We start from the raw sequence: 18,543 nt of genomic DNA, 5'->3' as shown, positions 1-18,543 counted from the left end.
ATATTAGTTGCGGGTTCTAAATTGTATTGTTGAAAGAGTTGTTCTAGTGTTAGGCTTTCCCCAGTGCTCGGCAAGTTTGTTACTAGTTCATCTCCATCAACTACCTCATATGTACTGTCCAGCTCTGCATCACTCATTTTAATTCCTGCTGCATGGCTGTAAGAAGGAATGAAAGAGCTAATTGTTAGTGTTAGTAATGTGAATAACATAAAAATTTTTTTCATATATTAATCTCCTTTACACTTAATTAATTCTATTATCACTAGATTTATAAAAATATTCAAGAGTTTTATATAGATGATATTTAATTTGATTTTTATTGTTATTCTTATTTTTATACCAATTACAGATTGATAATTGGGTCGCGTCTTATTCAAATCTTCTCCAAGTTTATTAATAATATACAGAAATGATTGAATTTTATATATAATAAAGGAGGAGGTGTGTTGGCGTGAGCCGTTTTCAAGAGATAAGCCCCGGTTTGAAAACATGTCCCCGTTGTGGAGAAGGGAAGCTGCATAAAACCATAGACGGATATGTGGTTTGTGACGAATGTGATTATGAAGAATATGAGGGATGAGTTGTTCCCGCACAGCGGGAGTTTTCTTTTTATACCAAGGTAATAAGAATGATCCTGTGGAATAAGTATTAGCAACATCCATTGAAGGAGTCAAAGTCCATTGAAAACGGCAGATGCTTTTTTAAAGGGATACAAGCCTGCATTTTTGGAAATACTCGGCTTGAAACAGACGACAAAGCACTTGAATTTTTTATTGGCGAACTATCCGCATGTGAGTCATCGTGATTACGACTTATTGTCCGGTAACCGGTTTTATTTGTTTTTTCAAACCGACTTCATGCGTCACCGGTTTGAAGAAGAGTTGAAACAAAGCACTTTTTCGTTAGCGGACACAGACCGCATTTTGGGGATGACTTTGGGATTCCCGCCGCGAGCTGTCGGTTTTTATGTCCAAATGATGAGGGAAAAAAGAAAAGGAAACACTCAAGCGTATCAACAAATGAAAAGCAGAAAAATCGGTATGATTTACAGCGGATGCTCGTTTGCTTCGGATATCGCGGATTTCAAGGAAAATGCGTTGTGGTTGCTTAAAAGGTATCCGTACGAAGAAGCAAAAGAAGACGGCATGTATATCCGCATCGGTTTGGAACCGCGCATACCAGTGCCGGTTGATGATTACCAAGGGCTTACGGAGTTTCACGAATACATAATGAAAAAAAGCGGCTTTGTGACTGTATAAAGCGATCGCTTGGGAGTTCCCCCGGCGTCGGTATGTTATCATGTGACGGATGACAGCAGCTTCACGAGAACAACATGGGGGAACGATGTGATGTTGAAAAAAGTATCGATGATCTTGGTATGTACGTTCCTGCTGACGGGAGTGGCAGGTTGTTCTGAAGAAAAAATGACCAATCGGGGGGATTTGTCGGCCCATGTTCCATGCATGGAGAAAAAGAATATCACGTTTGAGCAAAGAGCGGACGGTTTTTACTTAAGTGATGATGAATGGGATAAGTTTATTTGGTTTTGCAGTTAGAATGGTGTGTCTGTGAGTGAGAGAGCCATTCGCGGCAAAAAGGGCGGTTCCTTAAGTTAAGGCTCAAGGTGGTGACAAGGTGACAGTTCATATTCGGCCGGCAGTTCTTTCAGATATTGGTGCGATTCGTGAGATTGCCCGGGTTGCTTGGCATCATACGTATGAAAACTTGATTCTGGAGCCGGTTCGTTAGCAGTTCTCGGTGGCTTATTCCGACGAAAAGCTGAAGCGGCGAATGGGGGAATCCATCTTTTGGGTGGCTGAAGCGAAAGGAAAAGTTTCCGGCTTTATTCAGGTGACGCAATAAGAGAGGACGTCGGTGATCGATGCGATTTATGTGTTTCCTGAATCCCAGGGACAAGGCATCGGGACAATGCTTTTGGCCCAGGCTTTGAAGAATCTAAAAGAATGGACGGTCGATGTGGAAGCCGGAAATAAAACGGGGATCCGCTTTTATAAAGCCAGGGAATTTCAAGCGGTGGAAGAATATAAAGAGCCTTTTTTCGGATATGATTTGAAAACGATCAGGATGACAACAGACATTTTGATTTAAAGGATTTGTCACAGGACTCATGCCAAATAAACATGTGGAAATGCTTGCTCTGCGATAAAATGGATAGTGAGATTTTTAGTCTTGCTTAGGGAGTTATGATGATGCTGGATAAGATCAAAGGTGGTTTATTCGGAGTGGCGATCGGGGATGCGTTGGGGGCGACAACGGAATTTATGAGCCGGGGGGAAATTGAAGAGAAATATGGCTACTTGACGGAAATCATCGGCGGAGGCTGGCTGGGTTTGGAGCCGGGGGAAACAACGGATGATACGGCGATGACCATGGCGGTTGCCAACGGGTTGGTGAAAAACCCTGCCAATCCGGTGGCAAGGATTGGGGATGAGATCAAACAGTGGGTTGAATCGAGTCCCCGAGATATCGGAAATATTCTTCGCACGACTTATGATTGTTATGACGGAGACTGGTTTGATGCAGCGGAAAAGGCACATCAAGTGCTAAGCGGAAGAAGTGCAGGAAATGGGACTTTGATGCGTTGTTTGCCGGTTGCCCTCATGTACAGCGATCAAGCCAAAATCATGGAAATCAGCCGCTTGCAATCCAAAATGACGCATTATGATGATCTGGCCTCGGAAGCATGTGTGTTGTATAACTGCATTGCTTACCGGGTTCTTTCCGGGGAATCCCTGACATCGGCGATAGAAGAGGAGATCCGGGACACCCGCTATGATGAATCCATTCACGAGAAACCTCAGGTTCCGCCCAATGGTTATGTGGAAAACACCCTCAAATGGGTATTGCATCTGTTATGGAATGCTTCCTCTTTTGAAGAAGTCGTTCAGGAGGCGGCCAATCTGGGAGGGGATTCGGATACCATTGGAGCCATCGCCGGCGGATTGGCAGGTCTTTACTGGGGATTTGAGGCCATTTCTCGGGAGTATAAAGAAGCGATTTTAATCAAAGATGAGCTTGAATCCTTGGCTGAACAACTTTGGCAAGTTCGGCAAAACGAAATGGAAAACATTTCATCGGAAAGCTTTTCTGCAACTCCGGGATCTTAAATATGGATGCTTGCAGCAGATGAAACCCGAACAATATGAATCATGGTTCGGGTTTTTTGTTTTCCATTTAAGACAGATCATTTAACGCGATTTTAAAAGGAAAGGAAATATATTTTAAAGAAACACTGGTTGAACGCTGTATTTTATTAAATAGTGTAAAATTGATCTCATTGATGACAGCGGAAAGAAAGAATCTAATCTAAATTCTTCTAAATTAAAAAGAAAATACATCATCTCTCTAAACGAATTACAATGTTTTTGGCGTTATCCATTTTTTGAATATACAAAATAAAATCAGATTGATTATAAAATATAATATTTATATAATAGCGAAAAATTAAGTGGAAGCCATAATCGTTAACTTCTATGTGCCGAGTAAAAGTTCGTTCTTCAAAAGAGGTGAAACGGTGATAAAATGAAATTTTTACATCAGGGGAGTGTCATTCTCTTTCTTATTTTGATTGTAAGTTTTATTGGCATTCAACCTGTCGGGGCGACCAAGGGAGGAAGCTTTGAAATTCCCAGTGTAAATGATGACTTTAATCAAGTAAAACCAGGTCCGGCTCCTGCCAAAGAGATATCCGTTTCAGAGACAAAACAGGAAAAAGGTTTTTTTGATAAAGTGAGAGACTTTTTTTCTAGTACATGGGAAAAGGGAAAGTCAGGAATAAAGAAAGCATCAGATTGGATTGTATCAAAGGCAAAAGGTGTCTGGAACTGGGTGACCTCTAAAACAGGCAAGGTCGCAGGTGCAATAGCTCTGGGGGCTGCTGCCATTTCGGCGATATTTCGCAAATATGGGCAACAGATCAAAAGCGGGGTTCAGTCAGCATACAGTGGTGCAAAGCAATGGGTTAAGAATTTGCTGGGAATTCGTTATGATTATCCTCATGGTACCATTCATACAATTGATACGACCGACAAGGAACTGGCACATGCGGCAGACTTGACATACTTGGATGTGATATCTGAGAGAAATATTAAAACCACTTTAGGTGAAGAATGGGTGGAAGAGGAAGATTTATATCTCGATTTGCCCAATGGATTGCAAGCGCATGTGTTTGTTAATGATCATACAAATGAAATGATTATTGCTTTCAGAGGTACCGAACCAAAATGGGAAGATATTGTAATTGGTGATGGTCCCATTGCTTTTGGAAACGATCGTATAAATCTGCAGGCAATCGAAGCCCGAAAGTATGTTGAGAAAATATTAAACAATCCTGATTATAGGGATTATGAAAAAGTTCTTACCGGTCATTCCCTTGGAGGGTATCTGGCCGCAGATTGCGCCATCAAATACCGGGTTCCAGCAATTACCTTTAATGCTCCGGGAAAAAATCTGTTCCCAAATGTCAATGTAACAACGCTGGCAGGTGCTGTACGAGGTGCTGGCGGTGGTCCGGTTGGAGTCGTGGGTGGGGCCGTCGGAAGTACGGCTGCAGGTTATGTAGAAAATATGCTTGATCCCCAACTTCGGGCAGAAGAAGCCAATGAGAAAGCCGGTACATACGACAAATTGATTCGAAATTACCGTTATGATGATGATCTGGTAGGCTCATTGGGGTATCGTCCCGGAAAAACATATGACATTGAATCAGATGGCCGAGTAGAAAAAGATGAAGGTTTGGATAATCAGCTGGGCTTTGGCATAAAAAGTCACGGTATCTCCAATTTCACAAGCTATGATCGTGAGAAAGGGGAGTATGTGGATGTGGATTCACCAATTCCTGATTTGTATGGAGAGAATGGAAATATTGTAGAAAGATAAAGGAGTGACCCGATTGTGAGGTTTCGAAATACATGGATCTTAGTAGCGAGTATGCTTGTCTTGCTCTTGGCAGGATGTCAGGGTGAATCAACCGACACAACAAAGGAAGTGAACCAAGTGGGAGAAGAAGAGCTCAAAGAAAAAGCAATCCAGCATATAAAAGAGACTTATAACAAGGAATTTGAAGTAACAAAAGTAGAATGTGTGAGTAAGTTTGGAGCAAGTTGTTTTATCACGGGAAAAGTGAAAGACGGAAAGGACACAGAAATTACGGTGTACTGGCTGCCGCCGGATGGAATCAAAGATGATTATGTTCTCACATTATGGGATGAGGAATTGGAACCGGAGATCAAGTCGCTGTCGGAAAGGATGATGGATATCAGGGAAATCAAAACGATATCTTATTCAAACGGGGCAAAAAAAAGCAAATACACCGGAGATGTCCCGTCCGTCTTTGAAGTGCTGAAAAACGGCGGAGATAAGGACTATTTATTTCATTGGAGAGGAAGAATTTATGAGAATAATGGTCAATATGAAACGGGAATTAAAGATTTTTTAAAGGAAATCAAGGCAATGAATTTCAATAGAGTTTTAATCACTATTTTTGTTGCAGATGATGAACTGAAATCTGCATCAAATCATGTAGAAGAGAGCGATTATACGTTATACCGCTACAATATCAAAATTGATGACATCCAAAAAGTGGATATAAATCATCTCAACTTGGATCAGTATAAAACGGTCATTAAACATTAACAGAAAGGAGATGGACAGATAGGGAATTTCAGTCTGTCCATCTTTTTTATCTTCTGTATGATGCTGTTGTTCGTTTTCACCTGATTTGTATGACGAGGATTGATAATCTCATAATCCGGTGGGGATTTTCCATTTTTTGGTTTTAGTTCAGGGATAAGGGGCATTTTTCCGGGGTTGTATTGAAAACATTATGTTTTCTTCAATGCATCGATCAACTTGAATCGCTCACAGACCAGCAACAGACCTTCTGAAAATTCCCGTCCAATTTTCCTCAATTCCTCTTGAAAAAATTTTTCATGCGTTTCTTTCCAATATTGATAGGTTCGGTCTTCTTCCCCTTCTGCAATGGCAAAGTCCTCAGGAACTTCGTTCATCGGCATGATTTTCACATCAATGGTTTGGATGATCGCGACAGGTTCATCTTTGCTTAAAATAATGCTGTCATCCCCGGTGGATGGCAGGGGTTCCTTCGCCAACTCATAAAAAATGAGTGCGGAAATATTCTTCCAAGTCGTTTCGAGCTGCCTGATTCATAGGCTTATCAAGAGGGAAAGTTTAACGGTAAACGGGAGAGTGAGAAGGACATTCGGCTTCCAAGTTAGGAGATGATGAAGAAAAACCCCCGACGATCTTTATTTGTTCGGGGGTTTTTTGCCTCTTATTTGTTTACTTTTACGGATGTTGTGACGGTTTCCGGTTCCAGCCAGCGGGCATGGAAGGTTCCTTGTTGGTCGATGCGTTCGAATCCGTGTGCGCCGAAGTAGTCCCGTTGGGCTTGGATCAAGTTGGCACCGCTTCTTGCGGACCGGTAGCCGTCGTAAAAGGCGAGGGCGGAACTGAGACACGGCAACGGCAAACCGCTTTCAAATCCTTTCATGACCACATTCCGCAATGATGCCTGATAGCGGTTGGTTTTTTCCAAGAAATAAGGAGCCAAAAGCAGGTTGGACAAATCTTTGTTTTCTTGATAGGCATCGGAAATGTGATTTAAAAAGTCGGCCCGTATAATGCATCCGCCGCGGAAGATCAGGGCGATGTCCCCTAATTGGAGGGACCAGCCGTATTGCTCAGAAGCGGTTTTATATTGCTGGAAGCCCTGGGCATAAGCGCAGATTTTTCCCATAAAGAGAGCTTCTTTTACCTGCTTTATCCAGTAATCCTTGTCCATTTCTTCTCCCGAGGGGGAAGGTCCTTCCAAAAGGGATTCGGCTTGGACTCTATCTTCTTTTAAGGAAGACAAGAATCTTGCAAATACGGATTCGGTCATGATGGTGGAAGGAACTCCGAGGTTTAACGCTTCTTGGCTGGACCATTTTCCTGTCCCTTTTTGTCCGGCTTTGTCCAGAATGACTTCCACCATCGGTTTTCCCGTTTCCTGATCGGTTTTGGAAAGGATCTCTGCGGTGATTTCGATCAGGTTGCTTTTTAGTTCCGATTCATTCCAGGACTTAAATACGCCGGCGGTTTCCGGGATGGAAAGGCCGACGATTTGATGGAGGAATTGCCAAGCTTCGGCAATCAATTGCATGTCTGCATATTCGATTCCGTTATGCACCATTTTCACATAATGCCCCGAGCCTTCAGGGCCGATGTAGGTGCAGCAGGGTTTGCCGTCGACTTGTGCAGCGATTTTTTCCAGGATCGGGGCCACTTGACGGTAAGCTTCTTGGTCGCCGCTTGGCATCAGCGCCGGACCGTTCAATGCGCCTTCTTCCCCGCCGGAGACGCCAACACTGATAAAATGGATTCCCCGTTCTTTTAAAGCCCGGTATCTCCGGTTGGAATCATGGAAGTCGGAGTTTCCGCCGTCCATGATGATATCCCCTTGATCCAAAAGAGGAAGAAGGGATTCGATGACGGAATCGACTGCCGCCCCGGCGGATACCATCAGAAAGATTTTGCGCGGGCTTTTTAAGGAACGGACAAAGGGTTCCAGTTCATAATAAGCCTCGATCCGGCTGTGTGCATGTCGGCTGACAAATTGGTCGGTCAGATCCGGCGTGTAGTTGTAGACGGCGACATTTTCTCCGTGATTGGCCATGTTTCGGGCCAAATTGGACCCCATCACACCTAAACCATAAACACCTATGCTGTTCTTCATTGGATTCCACCCTTTAAACAAACAAATTGAGAATCAGGACTCCTGCCAGGCCGGTGACCGAGATGACGGTCTCCAGCAAAGTCCAGGTTGCAAATGTTTCTTTGATATTCAGATTGAAAAATTCTTTAAACATCCAAAAACCGGCATCGTTGACGTGGGAAGCGATCAGGCTGCCGGCGCCGGTTGCCAGAACCATCAGGGCCGGGTCCACATCGGTTCCTTGCATCAAGGGAATGACCAGACCTGCGGTGGTCAGAGCAGAAACCGTGGCGGAACCGAGTGCAATTCTCAAAATAGCGGCGATCAACCAGGCGAGCAAAAGCGGCGACATGTGGCTGCCGGCAAACAGTGCGGATACCGAATCTCCCACACCGCCATCGATCAACACTTGTTTCAGGACCCCGCCGCCGCCGATGATCAACAGCATCATCCCGATGGCACGGACGGCTTCTTCTGCCGATTGCATCACTTGTTTTATCGGGATGTTTCGCTTGATGCCCATAGTATAGACGGCGAGCAATACGGAGATCAATAAAGCCGTGGTCGGTTCCCCGATCAAATGGATGGCGTCAAAGAACAGGTTGTCGCCTGCCACCCCCAAATCCTGAAGAAGTTCAACCAAGGTTGCAATGGCCATTAAAATCACGGGCAACAAGGAAGTGAAGACGCTGATTCCGAATCCGGGAAGCTTCTCCGGATGGGTTTCTTTGGTGCTGACGAGGGAATCGGCCTGTTCCGCTTCCGATTTATGAAAAGAATCAGGGCTGATTTTTTTGACTAACCGGGCAAACAACGGACCGGCAAGGATCACGGCCGGAATGGCAATGACGGTTCCATAAAGCAGTACCATCCCGATGTTTGCATCATACTGCTGGGCAATCACGGTCGGGCCGGGATGCGGGGGCAAAAATCCGTGGGTGACCGAAAGGGCCGCCGCCATCGGAATCCCCAAATACAAAACGGGAACTTTGGATTCCTTGGCAATTTGGAACACGATTGGCACCAACAGCACCAACCCCACTTCAAAAAACAGGGCAATTCCAATTATAAAGGATGAAATGACCACCGCCCATTGAATGTATTTTTGGCCGAACCGGTCAATGAGCGTCACGGCGATTTGACGGGCCCCGCCGGCATCGGCGACCAGTTTTCCGAGAATGGCTCCCAGTCCGAAAATCAAAGCGATACTGCCCAGAGTCGCCCCCATTCCGCCTTCAATCGATTCGACGATTTTCTCCAGCGGAATGCCGAGCGCCAGCCCGACGGCAAAGGCAGTGATGATTAAAGAAATAAATGTGTTCAGTTTGAACTTGGTGATCAAAACAAGCAAAAAGATGATGCCGAGCGCCACAATCAAAAGCGGCAACATGTTTTCCATTGGTTTTCACTCCCATCCGTTATGGTTTGAGGGTGGCAAATTGGTTATACTCCGGTGCCAAAACCCGGGAAAGGCGGATGAAGACCGGAATCCATTTGCGGTACTCCCGGACATGGGAAGGAACGGGTTTGTGCTGATGGGTTTTGCCGATCCATTCATTCACCACGTCAAAGGAGTCAATTTTTCCAAAAGCGTAAAGTCCGAGCTGGCAGGCCCCCAGGCAAGAAGACTCGTGGCTTTCCGGAATGATCACTTCCTGGTCAAAGATGTCTGCCAGCATCTGCCGCCACAATTCAGATCGGGCAAAACCGCCGGTTGCCTTGATGGAAGTGACGGGATGATCCATGACTTCCACCAAAGCCAGAAAGACGGAGTACAGGTTGTAAAGCACACCTTCCAAGGCGGCGCGGATCAGGTGTTCCTTTTTGTGGCTGAGGGTGAGTCCCACAAAGGAGCCCCGGACATCCGCATTCCACAGCGGTGCCCTTTCCCCGGACAAGTAGGGGAGAAACAGCAGGCCGTCCGCTCCAGGTCGGACTTGGCCGGCAATTTTGGTCAAGGCGTCATAAGGATCGATGCCGAACGACTTTGCCGTTTCCGCTTCCGCTGCGGCCAGTTCTTCCCGGATCCAACGAAGCACAATGCCGCCGTTGTTGACGGGGCCGCCGATGACCCAGTGATCCCCGGTCAATGCATAACAAAAGATGCGCCCTTTCGGATCGGTTTGGGGTTTGTCAATCACAGTCCGGATAGCGCCGCTGGTTCCGATGGTGACGGCGACTTCTCCTTTTTTGACGGCACCGACCCCCAGATTGGACAGGACGCCGTCGCTTGCGCCAATGACAAACGGGGTTTCGGGCCGGATTCCCATTTGTCCGGCGAAAGACGGGTTGCATCCGGTAAACACTTCCACGGTCGGGACAATCCGGGACAACTTTTCTTCCGTGATGCCCGCGACTTGAAGCGCCTTCGGATCCCAGTTCATTGATTCGAGGTTCATTAACCCGGTGCACGAGGCGATGGATACATCAACGGCGAATTCGCCGAAAAGACGGAAAAACACATATTCCTTGATTCCGATGTACTTATGGGTTTTGGCGGCTATCTCCGGCACGTCATGTTCCAGCCAGGTGATTTTGCACAACGGGGACATGGGATGGACCGGGGTTCCGGTTCGTTGGTAAATGGCATGTCCGTCCCGTTCGGTTTTGATGGTTTCCGCCCATTTTGCACTGCGGTTGTCGGCCCAGGTGATGCAGCGTGACAGAGGGTTTCCTTGGGCATCAACAGCAATGACACTGTGCATTGCGCTGCTGAAGGCGATAAATGACAAATCCTCGGGGTTGATTCCCGATTTCTTCATGACATGACGGACCGACAGGAGAACGGCTTCAAAGATTTCTTCCGGATCCTGTTCGGCAGTGTGGCTGTCCGGCGTGTACAATGGATAGCCGTTGTTTGCCGATGCGACAATCTCTCCGTTTTCCTTGTACAATACCGCTTTCGTACTGGTGGTTCCGATATCCACACCCAACATCCATTTGTTCTCATTCATATGGCTCATTCGCTTTCTGTAAAAATTCCGGGGTTGTCCATAATCCGTCTGATTTTTTCTTTACGTCTCTGAAATTTTTGTAAAAGGCTTCTTCCACCAAATGCATGTCCTTTTCTTCGATGGACCGGATCAGCAGCTGGTGGTTTTGGATGATCCGGTCAAAATCGGCATCGTTGTTTTTCATCCGATGCCGCATGTCCAGCAAAATGAGGCATTCCATCACCGGCTTGATATTGGACCAGAGGATGAAAAGATACCGGTGTTGGATGGACCGGATGATCGTCTCATGAAATTCGATATCCCGAAACGAAAATTCATCGGCATCTTTGTATTTGATGGCAACTTTCATCATTTCCAGGATTTTGTTTAATTCGCGGAGCAGAGAATCATTGTTTTCCCGCTTTAATAAGTTTTTAAAAACAAATGATTCCATCATCAGCCGGACATCATAAATTTCATCAATGTCTTTTTCCGTGATGCCGGCCACTTTGGCGCCCATCCGGTTTAATTGCACCAAATCTTCCCGTTCCAGGATCCGCAATGCTTCCCGGATGGGAGAGCGGCTGACGTTGTATTCTTCAGACAGCCGGTTTTCTGATAAAACGGTTCCATTTTTAAGGTCCTTGGAAAGGATCCTCATTCGCAAATCGGCAGCCACTTGCTGGCCGATTGAGGATTTTGCCAGTCTTTTTTCCGGATAAAGCCCTTTCAAATCATCACCCCTTTTGGGTTTGAATACTTGTATACAAGTATCCTACCAAGAAACGGTTGGTTTGTAAACGGTTTCGTTTCCGTATGATCGAAAGCAAATTTTTCATAAAGAAAACCCTGATCTTTCAATAAGATCAGGGTTTGACCATCCTGCATCTTTTATGCATTTTGGTTGCGAAGCAGACGGAGCCCGTTTAAAGTGACCAGCAAGGTGACCCCCGTATCCGCGAAGATGGCCATCCAAAGCGTCAGCCAACCCGGAATGATCAGCAAAAGGGCGACCAATTTCAATGCGATGGCCAGTGTGATATTTTGCTTGATGATGCGCAGGGCTTTCCGGCTCAGACGGATGGTGAACGGGAGTTTTTCCAGATCGTCCCCCATCAGCGCGATATCTGCGGTTTCCAGTGCCGTGTCGGTCCCGGCCCCGCCCATGGCAATGCCGACGGTGGATGCAGCCAGCGCCGGTGCGTCGTTAATGCCGTCTCCCACCATGGCGACGGAGCCGGATTCTTGTTGCAACTGATGGATCCATTCCAATTTTTCCTGCGGCAGCAGTTCTGCCCGGACTTCGCTGACCCCGAGTTTTTGGCTGATGGCTTGTGCCGTGGAGGCATTGTCTCCCGTTAACATGACGGTTCTTTGGATTCCCAGGGAATGCAATGCTTGAATCACCTTTTGTCCGGACTTCCGGACTTCATCCGAAACGGCAATCAAAGCCAGAATTTCTTTTTCGTCCCCCATCAACATGACGGTTTTGCCTTGGGTTTGTTTTTCTTGGATCCGATCTTTGAGGTCTTCGGTCATCCGGTCCCGGAACAACCCGGGATTTCCGATTTCGTAAAGGATGCCGTCCACTTTGGCCCGCACCCCTTTTCCCGTCAGCGAGAAAAAATCCTCCACCGAGAGGGAATCGAAAGGAACATTCCATTCTTCCGCTTTTTTGAGAATGGCAGACGACAACGGATGTTGGGAGTTTTTTTCGATCGCTGCCGCAATGGCAAACAGTTCTTTATCGGACCTTGAGCAAAGCGGCACGAAATCCGTGACCACCGGCGTCCCTTTGGTCAGGGTGCCGGTTTTGTCAAAAGCTATGGCTTTGAGTTTGGCCGCAGATTCCAGATGGATTCCGCCTTTGATGAGTACCCCGTTCCGCGCGGCCGTGCCGATGGCCGTGACGATGGAAACCGGGGTGGAAATGACCAAAGCACAGGGACATCCGACGACAAGCAGCGACAGCCCCCGGTAAATCCATTCACTCCAGTCGGCTTGGAAGAGCAGGGGAGGGAGGACGGCCAAAAGAATGCCGGCAGCCAGTATTGCCGGGGTATATACCCGTGCAAACCGGTCAATGAAGGCTTGTGCCGGAGCCCGTCCGGCCTGGGCTTCTTCCACCAAATGAATGATTTTGGCCAGGGTGGTGTCTTCAGCCCGTTTGGTCACCCGCACTTCCAGGAATCCTTCTTCATTTAAGGTTCCGGCAAACACTTCATCCCCGGCGCTTTTGGCCACGGGAACGGATTCGCCGGTGATGGCGGCCTGGTTGACCGTGGAAGTTCCTTGGATGACCATTCCGTCCATGGCAATTTTTTGCCCGGGTTTGACCAGCATGATGTCGCCCGTTTCGATTTCTTGGACGGGAATGAGCTTTTCTTCCCCGTTGCGGCGAATCCAAGCTTGTTTCGGCGCGATGTCCATGAGAGAGCGAATCGATGTGCGCGCTTTATCCATGGAGTAGGATTCCAGCATTTCACTGATGGCGAACAAAATGACGACCATGGCGCCTTCCCCCCACTCTCCGATGGCGACGGCACCGATGATGGCAATGGTCATCAGGGTATTCATTTGAAATTCAAAACGGATGAGGTTTTTCAAACCATGAAGAAACAACCGGTATCCTCCCGTGAGGATGGAAGCCGCATACAAGAGGATGACGGGAAGATTTTCGCCGGATTGCCCGTTCAAGACCCAAGCGGCGATCAGAAAGAAAGCAGAGAGAAAGACGGGATAATTCGCTTTTTTCTTCCAAAAAGGAAGGCGGTTTTCGCCCGGGATCTCATGCTCCGGCGAGATTTTCAAATTTTCAAAGGCACCGGCCTTTTCAATTTCTTCCATGGTGGCATCGCCAAGCACCGTGATTTTGGAAGCCCCGAAATTCACCTTGGCTTCTTTCACACCCGGCAGATTGCAAACATTTTTCTCAAATTGTGCGGCGCAATGGGCGCAGGATAACCCGTGAATACGGTAAATTTTTTTCGCTTCATTGGTTTCCATTTTCTTGTAACTCCTTACTGTGATCAAAGGCCAACCGGATCAAGTCTTTGACATGATCATCATCCAGTGAATAAAAAACCATTTTTCCTTCCTTCCGGTATTTGGCCAAGCCCATATTCCGCAACAAGCGCAAATGATGGGAGGCGGTTGCCGGTGAAGACCGGATGATATTGGCCACATCACAAACGCAAAGTTCACTTTCCTTTAATAAAGCATAAGCGATTTTCAAGCGGGTCGGGTCGGCCAAAGCTTTAAACATTTGTGACGTATCGCTGAAGTTTGTGTTTTTCAGTGAGGAACGGGCTCTTTGCACTTTTTCTTCGTCAAAACAATAAATTTCACAATGGTCGTTGCTCAACAATGGCACCTCGCTTTTTGGGAAATATCGGGGACAGGCAGTTTTTTATCATTCAATATTCAAATGATTGTTTGATTATATAATAACACCAAGCGGCATAGATTCAAATACCCTTTTGAATATCTTTTGGATCTATGTTTGGAAAGTTCCTTTATTATTGACATCCGGATCACTTGATGATAAAAATTGATTGAACGATCAATCAAAAATTAGATTATACAATCAAATTTTGGGGGTGGGTATCGTGCAGATCCAAAAAGGAGAAGAAAAAGCTTATTTTTTTGTTAGTATAGGACTGAGTATCCTTGCGTTTTGGTATTTATGGCATCACTTTGCCGGAGTGGAAGAAAAAACGGTGAACACTGTTTATGATTATTGGTATGTTTGGATCCGGCCCGTGATCATCGGGATTGTCGGGCTCATTACTTTGCTTTCGGCCGTGCTGTTTTTGTTTCGTCATCCTGTTGCGGCCGTGCTGTTTCAAAGCGGGATTTCCCTGATCGTGTTCATTCTGGTGGCGAACTTGGTGGTTTTGGTCATCCGGGGGGGTCATCACTTGATTCAGGGAGGTGCCCGGCCGGTTTTGGAACGGGTGGTCCGGGAGCCGCACAAAGTATTTTTGGTTCCGGTGATTATCCTTGTGTTGTCCATTATGAGTGCCATCAGGAAAAAATAACCTGAGAGGTGAATGCGATGCAAAAAGATGAACGGGAAAAAGGAAAATTATCCTTTATTCAAGAGGCGAGACGGGAACAGATCATTCAAGCCGCCATTGAAACACTGGGAGAGATTGGATATGTGAAAGCCAGCTTGTCCAAGATCGCCAAAAAAGCTGGCATTTCCACCGCTCTGATTTCTTATCATTTTCGGGATAAGGAAGACTTGATGTATCATGTGTTGATGAAACTGATGGGGGATTTGTCTGCTTATGTTTTGGAGAGGGTTCACAAGAAAACAACCCCCTTGGACAAGTTGCATGCCTTCATTGAAGCCAGTTTGGCTTACCAGGGAACCCACCATCAGAAAAATGTGGCTTTGATTGAAATCATTTTTAATGGCAGAACACCAGATCATATTCCTTATTATCTGCTTGGTGACTCAGAAGAGGATCCTCTTCAGAAGGAGCTGCGGAATATTTTAAGGAAAGGGCAGAAAGAAGGAGTTTTTGGAGACTTTCATTTGGATGTGATGGTTCACGTCATTCAGGGATCAATCGGAGAATACATGCTGGATTCAGGTCTTATGCAAAAGGTGGATTTGGAAACATACAGCCGGGAACTGATCCGGATCCTCGATCAGACTGTCAAAGTCGGCGGGCAGGAGTGAAATTAAAAGTTTCGTTTCCGATGTCGTGAAGAGGAGAAAAGGGGGATGTCAAAGCTGCAACCGGCTTTCATCCGAGGGGGAAAGCCGGTTTGGTTGCTTTTCAGGTGAGGGAGAGGGATTCCATTTCAGTGATTTTTTGATTGGAAAAGAAGTCCGAAATGGCAAAGGAAGCGGCGCCGAGGGCCGTTGAATCGTCTTTCAGTTTGGAAAAACGAAGGCGGGTTGCAAAGGGATGATGGTTGGACAGCCGCTCTTCCAGGACGCGTTCAACGGGGTTTCTGATCCAGGGTTCAAAGCGGGCGATCCGGTTTCCGATAATCATGGCTTCGGGGTTGAATGTGTTCATGACATTGGTCAGGCCGATGCCGATGTATTCCCCCAACGTGTTCAGCAGTTGAATGACTTCAACATTTCCTTTTTGGGCTTCGGTGTAAAGAACATCCAAGTCGGCTTCCGGATGACCGTCCGGGAGGTTCCGTTTGGAAGCCGCATCTAAAAGGGCGCTTTCCGATGCATACAATTCCCAGCAACCGCGGTTGCCGCACGAGCATTTTCTGCCCTGAAAGTCGATGGACATATGTCCCATTTCCCCGGCAATTCCCGTAAAGCCCCGGTAAAGTTGATGGTTGATCACGATCCCGGTTCCAATACCGATTCCGATGCTGATATACACCGAATTGGCAATGTTTTTGCCGGCCCCGTACAACTGCTCCCCGTGGGCGCCGGCATTGGCTTCGTTTTCGATTTTGACGGGAATATGGAATTTTTCTTCCATCACTTGTTTTAAATCCACGTTTCTCCATTTCAGATTGGGGGCGAATAAGATTTGCCCCTTGGAATCAACCAGCCCGGGAACCCCGATCCCGATGCCGACAATGCCGTACGGGCTGTCGGGGGCTTTTTGGATGAGGTTGCCCGTGACGGCCGTCATTTGGTCCACGACCGATTCCAGCCGGGTTGACTTTAATTTGCTCGTGTTTTTTTCAATGATGTTTCCGCTTAAATCCGTCAAGATTCCCGAAAGATAGTTCACGCCGACATCGATGCCGATGGCGTAACCGGCATGATGATGAAAATAAAGCATCACGGGCTTCCGGCCGCCGCTGGATTGGCCGGCGCCAATTTCTTTGACGAAGGATTCTTTCAACAATTCGGCAACCATGGTGGACACCGTGGCTTTGTTCAAGCCGGTCTCTTTGGAAATTTGGGCCCGGGAGATCGGACCTTTGTTTTTGATGGTGTGGAAAACAACGGATTTATTGATTTGTTTGACCAGGTTTTGATCGCCGGTTCTGAGTGCTTTCATTTCTTTTTTCTCCTTACTGCAACCTCTGTTGTTGAAATTTTATCATACTCCATGGTCTGCTTCATGCGCAATGATTGTTTATGGTTTATACAAAGTTTGGTTGTCAGCTGTCATGGATTTTGTATTTTATTAAACATAGAAATTATATCTTTGGATATATTTCTATTTTTATTGACAACGCTTTCATCAAAGTGGTAATCTTAGTTTAACAATTAAACAAAGTTTCGCTGAGTGTTGGCCGGAAAGGTTTTATGGATTGTCAGGGAATTGCATTAAATGACATAATATTCTTTCTACGTTTGCGGTTGAAAGAATCCACAGCCAACACGGAGACAGGAGCTGGTTCAATATGAAATACGTCATCGGCGTCGATTTGGGGACGAGTGCGGTCAAGTTGCTTCTTGTCAACCAGACGGGGGAAGTGGTGGCACAAGTATCCAAATCCTATCCGCTGTTTCAGGAACGGTCCGGGTGGAGCGAACAAAACCCGGACGATTGGGTGAAGGCCACCATCAGCGGATTAAAAGAGCTTTTGCATCTGTTTGCGGGAGATCCCGGAGACATTGAGGGGATCAGCTTTTCCGGGCAGATGCATGGTTTGGTTCTTCTGGATAAAAAACTGGAAGTGCTGAGAAACGCCATTTTGTGGAACGATACGCGCACAACCGAAGAATGCCGGGAGATCGAAGAGCGGGTGGGCAAAGAAAGGTTGCTCGAAATCACCAAAAACCCGGCTTTGGAAGGATTCACCCTGCCGAAACTCCTCTGGGTGAAAAAGCATGAACCTCATTTGTACCAAAAAGCGGGCGCTTTTGTCCTGCCCAAAGATTATGTGCGCTTTAAGCTCACCGGGAAGCTCCATATGGACTGTTCCGATGCGGCCGGCACCCTTTTGCTGAATGTCCCGGATAAAACATGGAGCCGGGAAATCGGGGAGCGGGTCGGGGTGGACATGCGCCTGTGTCCGCCGCTTGTTGACTCGGTGGATGAAGTCGGCACAGTCACGCCGGAAATCGCGAAAGAGACCGGCCTGTCACCGGCGACGCGCGTTTTTGCCGGTGGGGCGGATAATGCTTGCGGAGCGATCGGGGCCGGCATTTTAAAAGAAGGAAAAACGCTGGTCAGCATCGGGACTTCCGGAGTGGTTTTAACGTATGAAAAAGACGGAACCAAAGATTTTGGCGGAAAAGTTCATTACTTTAATCATGGCGCCCCCGGTGCGTTTTACACCATGGGCGTCACGTTGGCCGCCGGGTACAGTTTGTCCTGGTTGAAAGAGGTCTTTGCCAATGATGAGGATTTTGACGATCTGTTAAACGGGATCGACCGGATTCCCCCCGGTGCGAACGGCCTGCTTTTTACCCCTTATATTGCCGGGGAACGGACGCCGCATGCCGATGCCCTGATTCGCGGCAGTTGGATCGGATTGGACAGCTCGCATCAAAAGGAGCATTTGGTCCGTTCCGTGTTGGAGGGGATCACTTTTTCGCTGAATGAATCCGTGGAAATGTTCCGTGCACACGGCAAAAAGGTGGATCAGGTGATCTCCATCGGCGGCGGGGCCAAAAATGAAACCTGGCTGCAAATGCAGGCGGATATTTTCGGCGCCAAAGTCGTGAAACTGAAAAGCGAACAAGGACCGGGGATGGGAGCGGCCATGCTGGCGGCTGCAGGATGCGGCTGGTTTGCATCGTTATCAGAATGTGCGGAGCAATTCGTCAAAGCCGAACAGGTGTATGAACCGGTTCCGGAAAACGTGAAAAAATACCGGCAATTGTTTCGGATCTACCGGGAAATTTATCCGGCCACCAGCGGAATGAGCCGCCAATTGCAGGCGTTCCGCCATGGAGGATGATCCTGTGGGAAGGAGGATGCGAAG

The 18,543-nt window shown here is 47.1% G+C and carries 18 protein-coding genes and 1 pseudogene; 10 read left to right on the top strand and 9 right to left on the bottom strand.

What is annotated here, in order from left to right; all coding sequences use genetic code 11:
* Positions 1–224 (bottom strand): hypothetical protein (locus H1R82_RS03255; RefSeq protein ID WP_181821588.1); only part of this gene is annotated, 224 nt, incomplete at its 3' end.
* Between the two features lie 227 nt (positions 225–451).
* Here H1R82_RS03255 and H1R82_RS14570 point away from each other — a divergent pair.
* The 7 genes from H1R82_RS14570 to H1R82_RS03225 all read left to right on the top strand — a co-directional run bounded on the left by H1R82_RS14570 (position 452) and on the right by H1R82_RS03225 (position 5,655).
* Complete coding sequence (locus H1R82_RS14570) at positions 452–580, top strand: hypothetical protein (RefSeq protein WP_255516922.1); 129 nt, start codon at positions 452–454, stop codon at positions 578–580.
* Between the two features lie 100 nt (positions 581–680).
* Positions 681–1,259 (top strand): hypothetical protein, encoded by a 579-nt coding sequence (locus tag H1R82_RS03250; protein WP_037996599.1) that lies wholly within the window; start codon positions 681–683, stop codon positions 1,257–1,259.
* A 90-nt stretch (positions 1,260–1,349) separates the two neighbouring features.
* Positions 1,350–1,556: a hypothetical protein gene (locus H1R82_RS03245; protein ID WP_181732912.1), complete on the top strand. Its 207-nt coding sequence runs from the start codon at positions 1,350–1,352 to the stop codon at positions 1,554–1,556.
* A 319-nt stretch (positions 1,557–1,875) separates the two neighbouring features.
* On the top strand, positions 1,876–2,109 hold the full coding sequence (locus H1R82_RS03240; RefSeq protein WP_181732913.1) for a GNAT family N-acetyltransferase: 234 nt from the start codon (positions 1,876–1,878) through the stop codon (positions 2,107–2,109).
* Between the two features lie 101 nt (positions 2,110–2,210).
* Positions 2,211–3,128, top strand: coding sequence for an ADP-ribosylglycohydrolase family protein (locus H1R82_RS03235; RefSeq protein WP_181732914.1), 918 nt, complete (start codon positions 2,211–2,213; stop codon positions 3,126–3,128).
* Positions 3,129–3,543: 415 nt separating this feature from the next.
* On the top strand, positions 3,544–4,899 hold the full coding sequence (locus H1R82_RS03230) for a Tle-like phospholipase domain-containing protein (protein ID WP_181732915.1): 1,356 nt from the start codon (positions 3,544–3,546) through the stop codon (positions 4,897–4,899).
* A 15-nt stretch (positions 4,900–4,914) separates the two neighbouring features.
* Positions 4,915–5,655 carry a hypothetical protein gene (locus tag H1R82_RS03225; RefSeq protein WP_181732916.1) on the top strand — a complete coding sequence of 247 codons (741 nt, stop codon included), beginning with the start codon at positions 4,915–4,917 and terminating at the stop codon, positions 5,653–5,655.
* A 188-nt stretch (positions 5,656–5,843) separates the two neighbouring features.
* On the opposite strand, the pseudogene H1R82_RS03220 reads toward H1R82_RS03225, so the two are convergent.
* The 7 genes and pseudogenes from H1R82_RS03220 to H1R82_RS03190 all read right to left on the bottom strand — a co-directional run.
* Positions 5,844–6,152: pseudogene (locus tag H1R82_RS03220) on the bottom strand (ASCH domain-containing protein); the annotation flags it as partial.
* Positions 6,153–6,313: 161 nt separating this feature from the next.
* Positions 6,314–7,756 (bottom strand): decarboxylating NADP(+)-dependent phosphogluconate dehydrogenase, encoded by a 1,443-nt coding sequence (gene gnd / locus H1R82_RS03215; RefSeq protein WP_181732917.1) that lies wholly within the window; start codon positions 7,754–7,756, stop codon positions 6,314–6,316.
* A gap of 13 nt (positions 7,757–7,769) precedes the next feature.
* Positions 7,770–9,122 (bottom strand): GntP family permease, encoded by a 1,353-nt coding sequence (locus tag H1R82_RS03210; protein ID WP_181732953.1) that lies wholly within the window; start codon positions 9,120–9,122, stop codon positions 7,770–7,772.
* 31 nt (positions 9,123–9,153) lie between these two features.
* Positions 9,154–10,689 carry a gluconokinase gene (gntK, locus tag H1R82_RS03205; protein ID WP_181732918.1) on the bottom strand — a complete coding sequence of 512 codons (1,536 nt, stop codon included), beginning with the start codon at positions 10,687–10,689 and terminating at the stop codon, positions 9,154–9,156.
* The gene (locus tag H1R82_RS03200) at positions 10,682–11,401 is read right to left on the bottom strand and encodes a GntR family transcriptional regulator (protein WP_181732919.1); all 720 of its coding nucleotides are present in this window, start codon (positions 11,399–11,401) and stop codon (positions 10,682–10,684) included. Before H1R82_RS03200 ends, gntK begins: the two co-directional genes overlap by 8 nt.
* A 158-nt stretch (positions 11,402–11,559) precedes the next feature.
* A complete protein-coding gene (locus H1R82_RS03195) occupies positions 11,560–13,674 on the bottom strand; it encodes a heavy metal translocating P-type ATPase (RefSeq protein WP_181732920.1) in 2,115 nt (704 codons plus the stop codon).
* Positions 13,661–14,035 (bottom strand): ArsR/SmtB family transcription factor, encoded by a 375-nt coding sequence (locus tag H1R82_RS03190; RefSeq protein WP_269747564.1) that lies wholly within the window; start codon positions 14,033–14,035, stop codon positions 13,661–13,663. The genes H1R82_RS03195 and H1R82_RS03190 overlap by 14 nt, the downstream gene beginning before the upstream one ends.
* A gap of 241 nt (positions 14,036–14,276) precedes the next feature.
* Between H1R82_RS03190 and H1R82_RS03185 the strand changes: the two genes are divergently transcribed.
* Together H1R82_RS03185 and H1R82_RS03180 are read left to right on the top strand one after the other, a co-directional pair.
* A complete protein-coding gene (locus H1R82_RS03185) occupies positions 14,277–14,708 on the top strand; it encodes a hypothetical protein (protein ID WP_181732922.1) in 432 nt (143 codons plus the stop codon).
* A gap of 17 nt (positions 14,709–14,725) precedes the next feature.
* A complete protein-coding gene (locus H1R82_RS03180; RefSeq protein WP_181732923.1) occupies positions 14,726–15,358 on the top strand; it encodes a TetR/AcrR family transcriptional regulator in 633 nt (210 codons plus the stop codon).
* Positions 15,359–15,458: 100 nt separating this feature from the next.
* Here the strand turns inward: H1R82_RS03180 and H1R82_RS03175 are convergent, their stop codons facing one another.
* The gene (locus tag H1R82_RS03175; RefSeq protein WP_181732924.1) at positions 15,459–16,664 is read right to left on the bottom strand and encodes an ROK family transcriptional regulator; all 1,206 of its coding nucleotides are present in this window, start codon (positions 16,662–16,664) and stop codon (positions 15,459–15,461) included.
* 349 nt (positions 16,665–17,013) lie between these two features.
* On the opposite strand from H1R82_RS03175, the gene xylB reads away from it, so the two are divergent.
* Positions 17,014–18,519, top strand: a complete 1,506-nt coding sequence (gene xylB, locus H1R82_RS03170) for a xylulokinase (RefSeq protein ID WP_181732925.1) — start codon at positions 17,014–17,016, stop codon at positions 18,517–18,519.
* Positions 18,520–18,543 lie beyond the last annotated feature (24 nt).

The organism is Thermoactinomyces intermedius (genome assembly GCF_013912365.1).
GTDB classification, from domain to species: Bacteria; Bacillota; Bacilli; order Thermoactinomycetales; family Thermoactinomycetaceae; genus Thermoactinomyces; species Thermoactinomyces intermedius.
Note: the sequence above shows the minus strand (reverse complement) of the source record. Positions and strands in the feature narration are given on the sequence as shown.

Coding starts and splice junctions, on each gene's coding strand:
- H1R82_RS03245 (WP_181732912.1), top strand. CDS start 1,350: ATGTTGAAAAAAGTATCGATGATCTTGGTATGTACGTTCCTGCTGACG.
- H1R82_RS03235 (WP_181732914.1), top strand. CDS start 2,211: ATGCTGGATAAGATCAAAGGTGGTTTATTCGGAGTGGCGATCGGGGAT.
- H1R82_RS03230 (WP_181732915.1), top strand. CDS start 3,544: ATGAAATTTTTACATCAGGGGAGTGTCATTCTCTTTCTTATTTTGATT.
- gnd (WP_181732917.1), bottom strand. CDS start 7,756: ATGAAGAACAGCATAGGTGTTTATGGTTTAGGTGTGATGGGGTCCAAT.
- gntK (WP_181732918.1), bottom strand. CDS start 10,689: ATGAATGAGAACAAATGGATGTTGGGTGTGGATATCGGAACCACCAGT.
- H1R82_RS03195 (WP_181732920.1), bottom strand. CDS start 13,674: ATGGAAACCAATGAAGCGAAAAAAATTTACCGTATTCACGGGTTATCC.
- H1R82_RS03180 (WP_181732923.1), top strand. CDS start 14,726: ATGCAAAAAGATGAACGGGAAAAAGGAAAATTATCCTTTATTCAAGAG.
- H1R82_RS03175 (WP_181732924.1), bottom strand. CDS start 16,664: ATGAAAGCACTCAGAACCGGCGATCAAAACCTGGTCAAACAAATCAAT.
- xylB (WP_181732925.1), top strand. CDS start 17,014: ATGAAATACGTCATCGGCGTCGATTTGGGGACGAGTGCGGTCAAGTTG.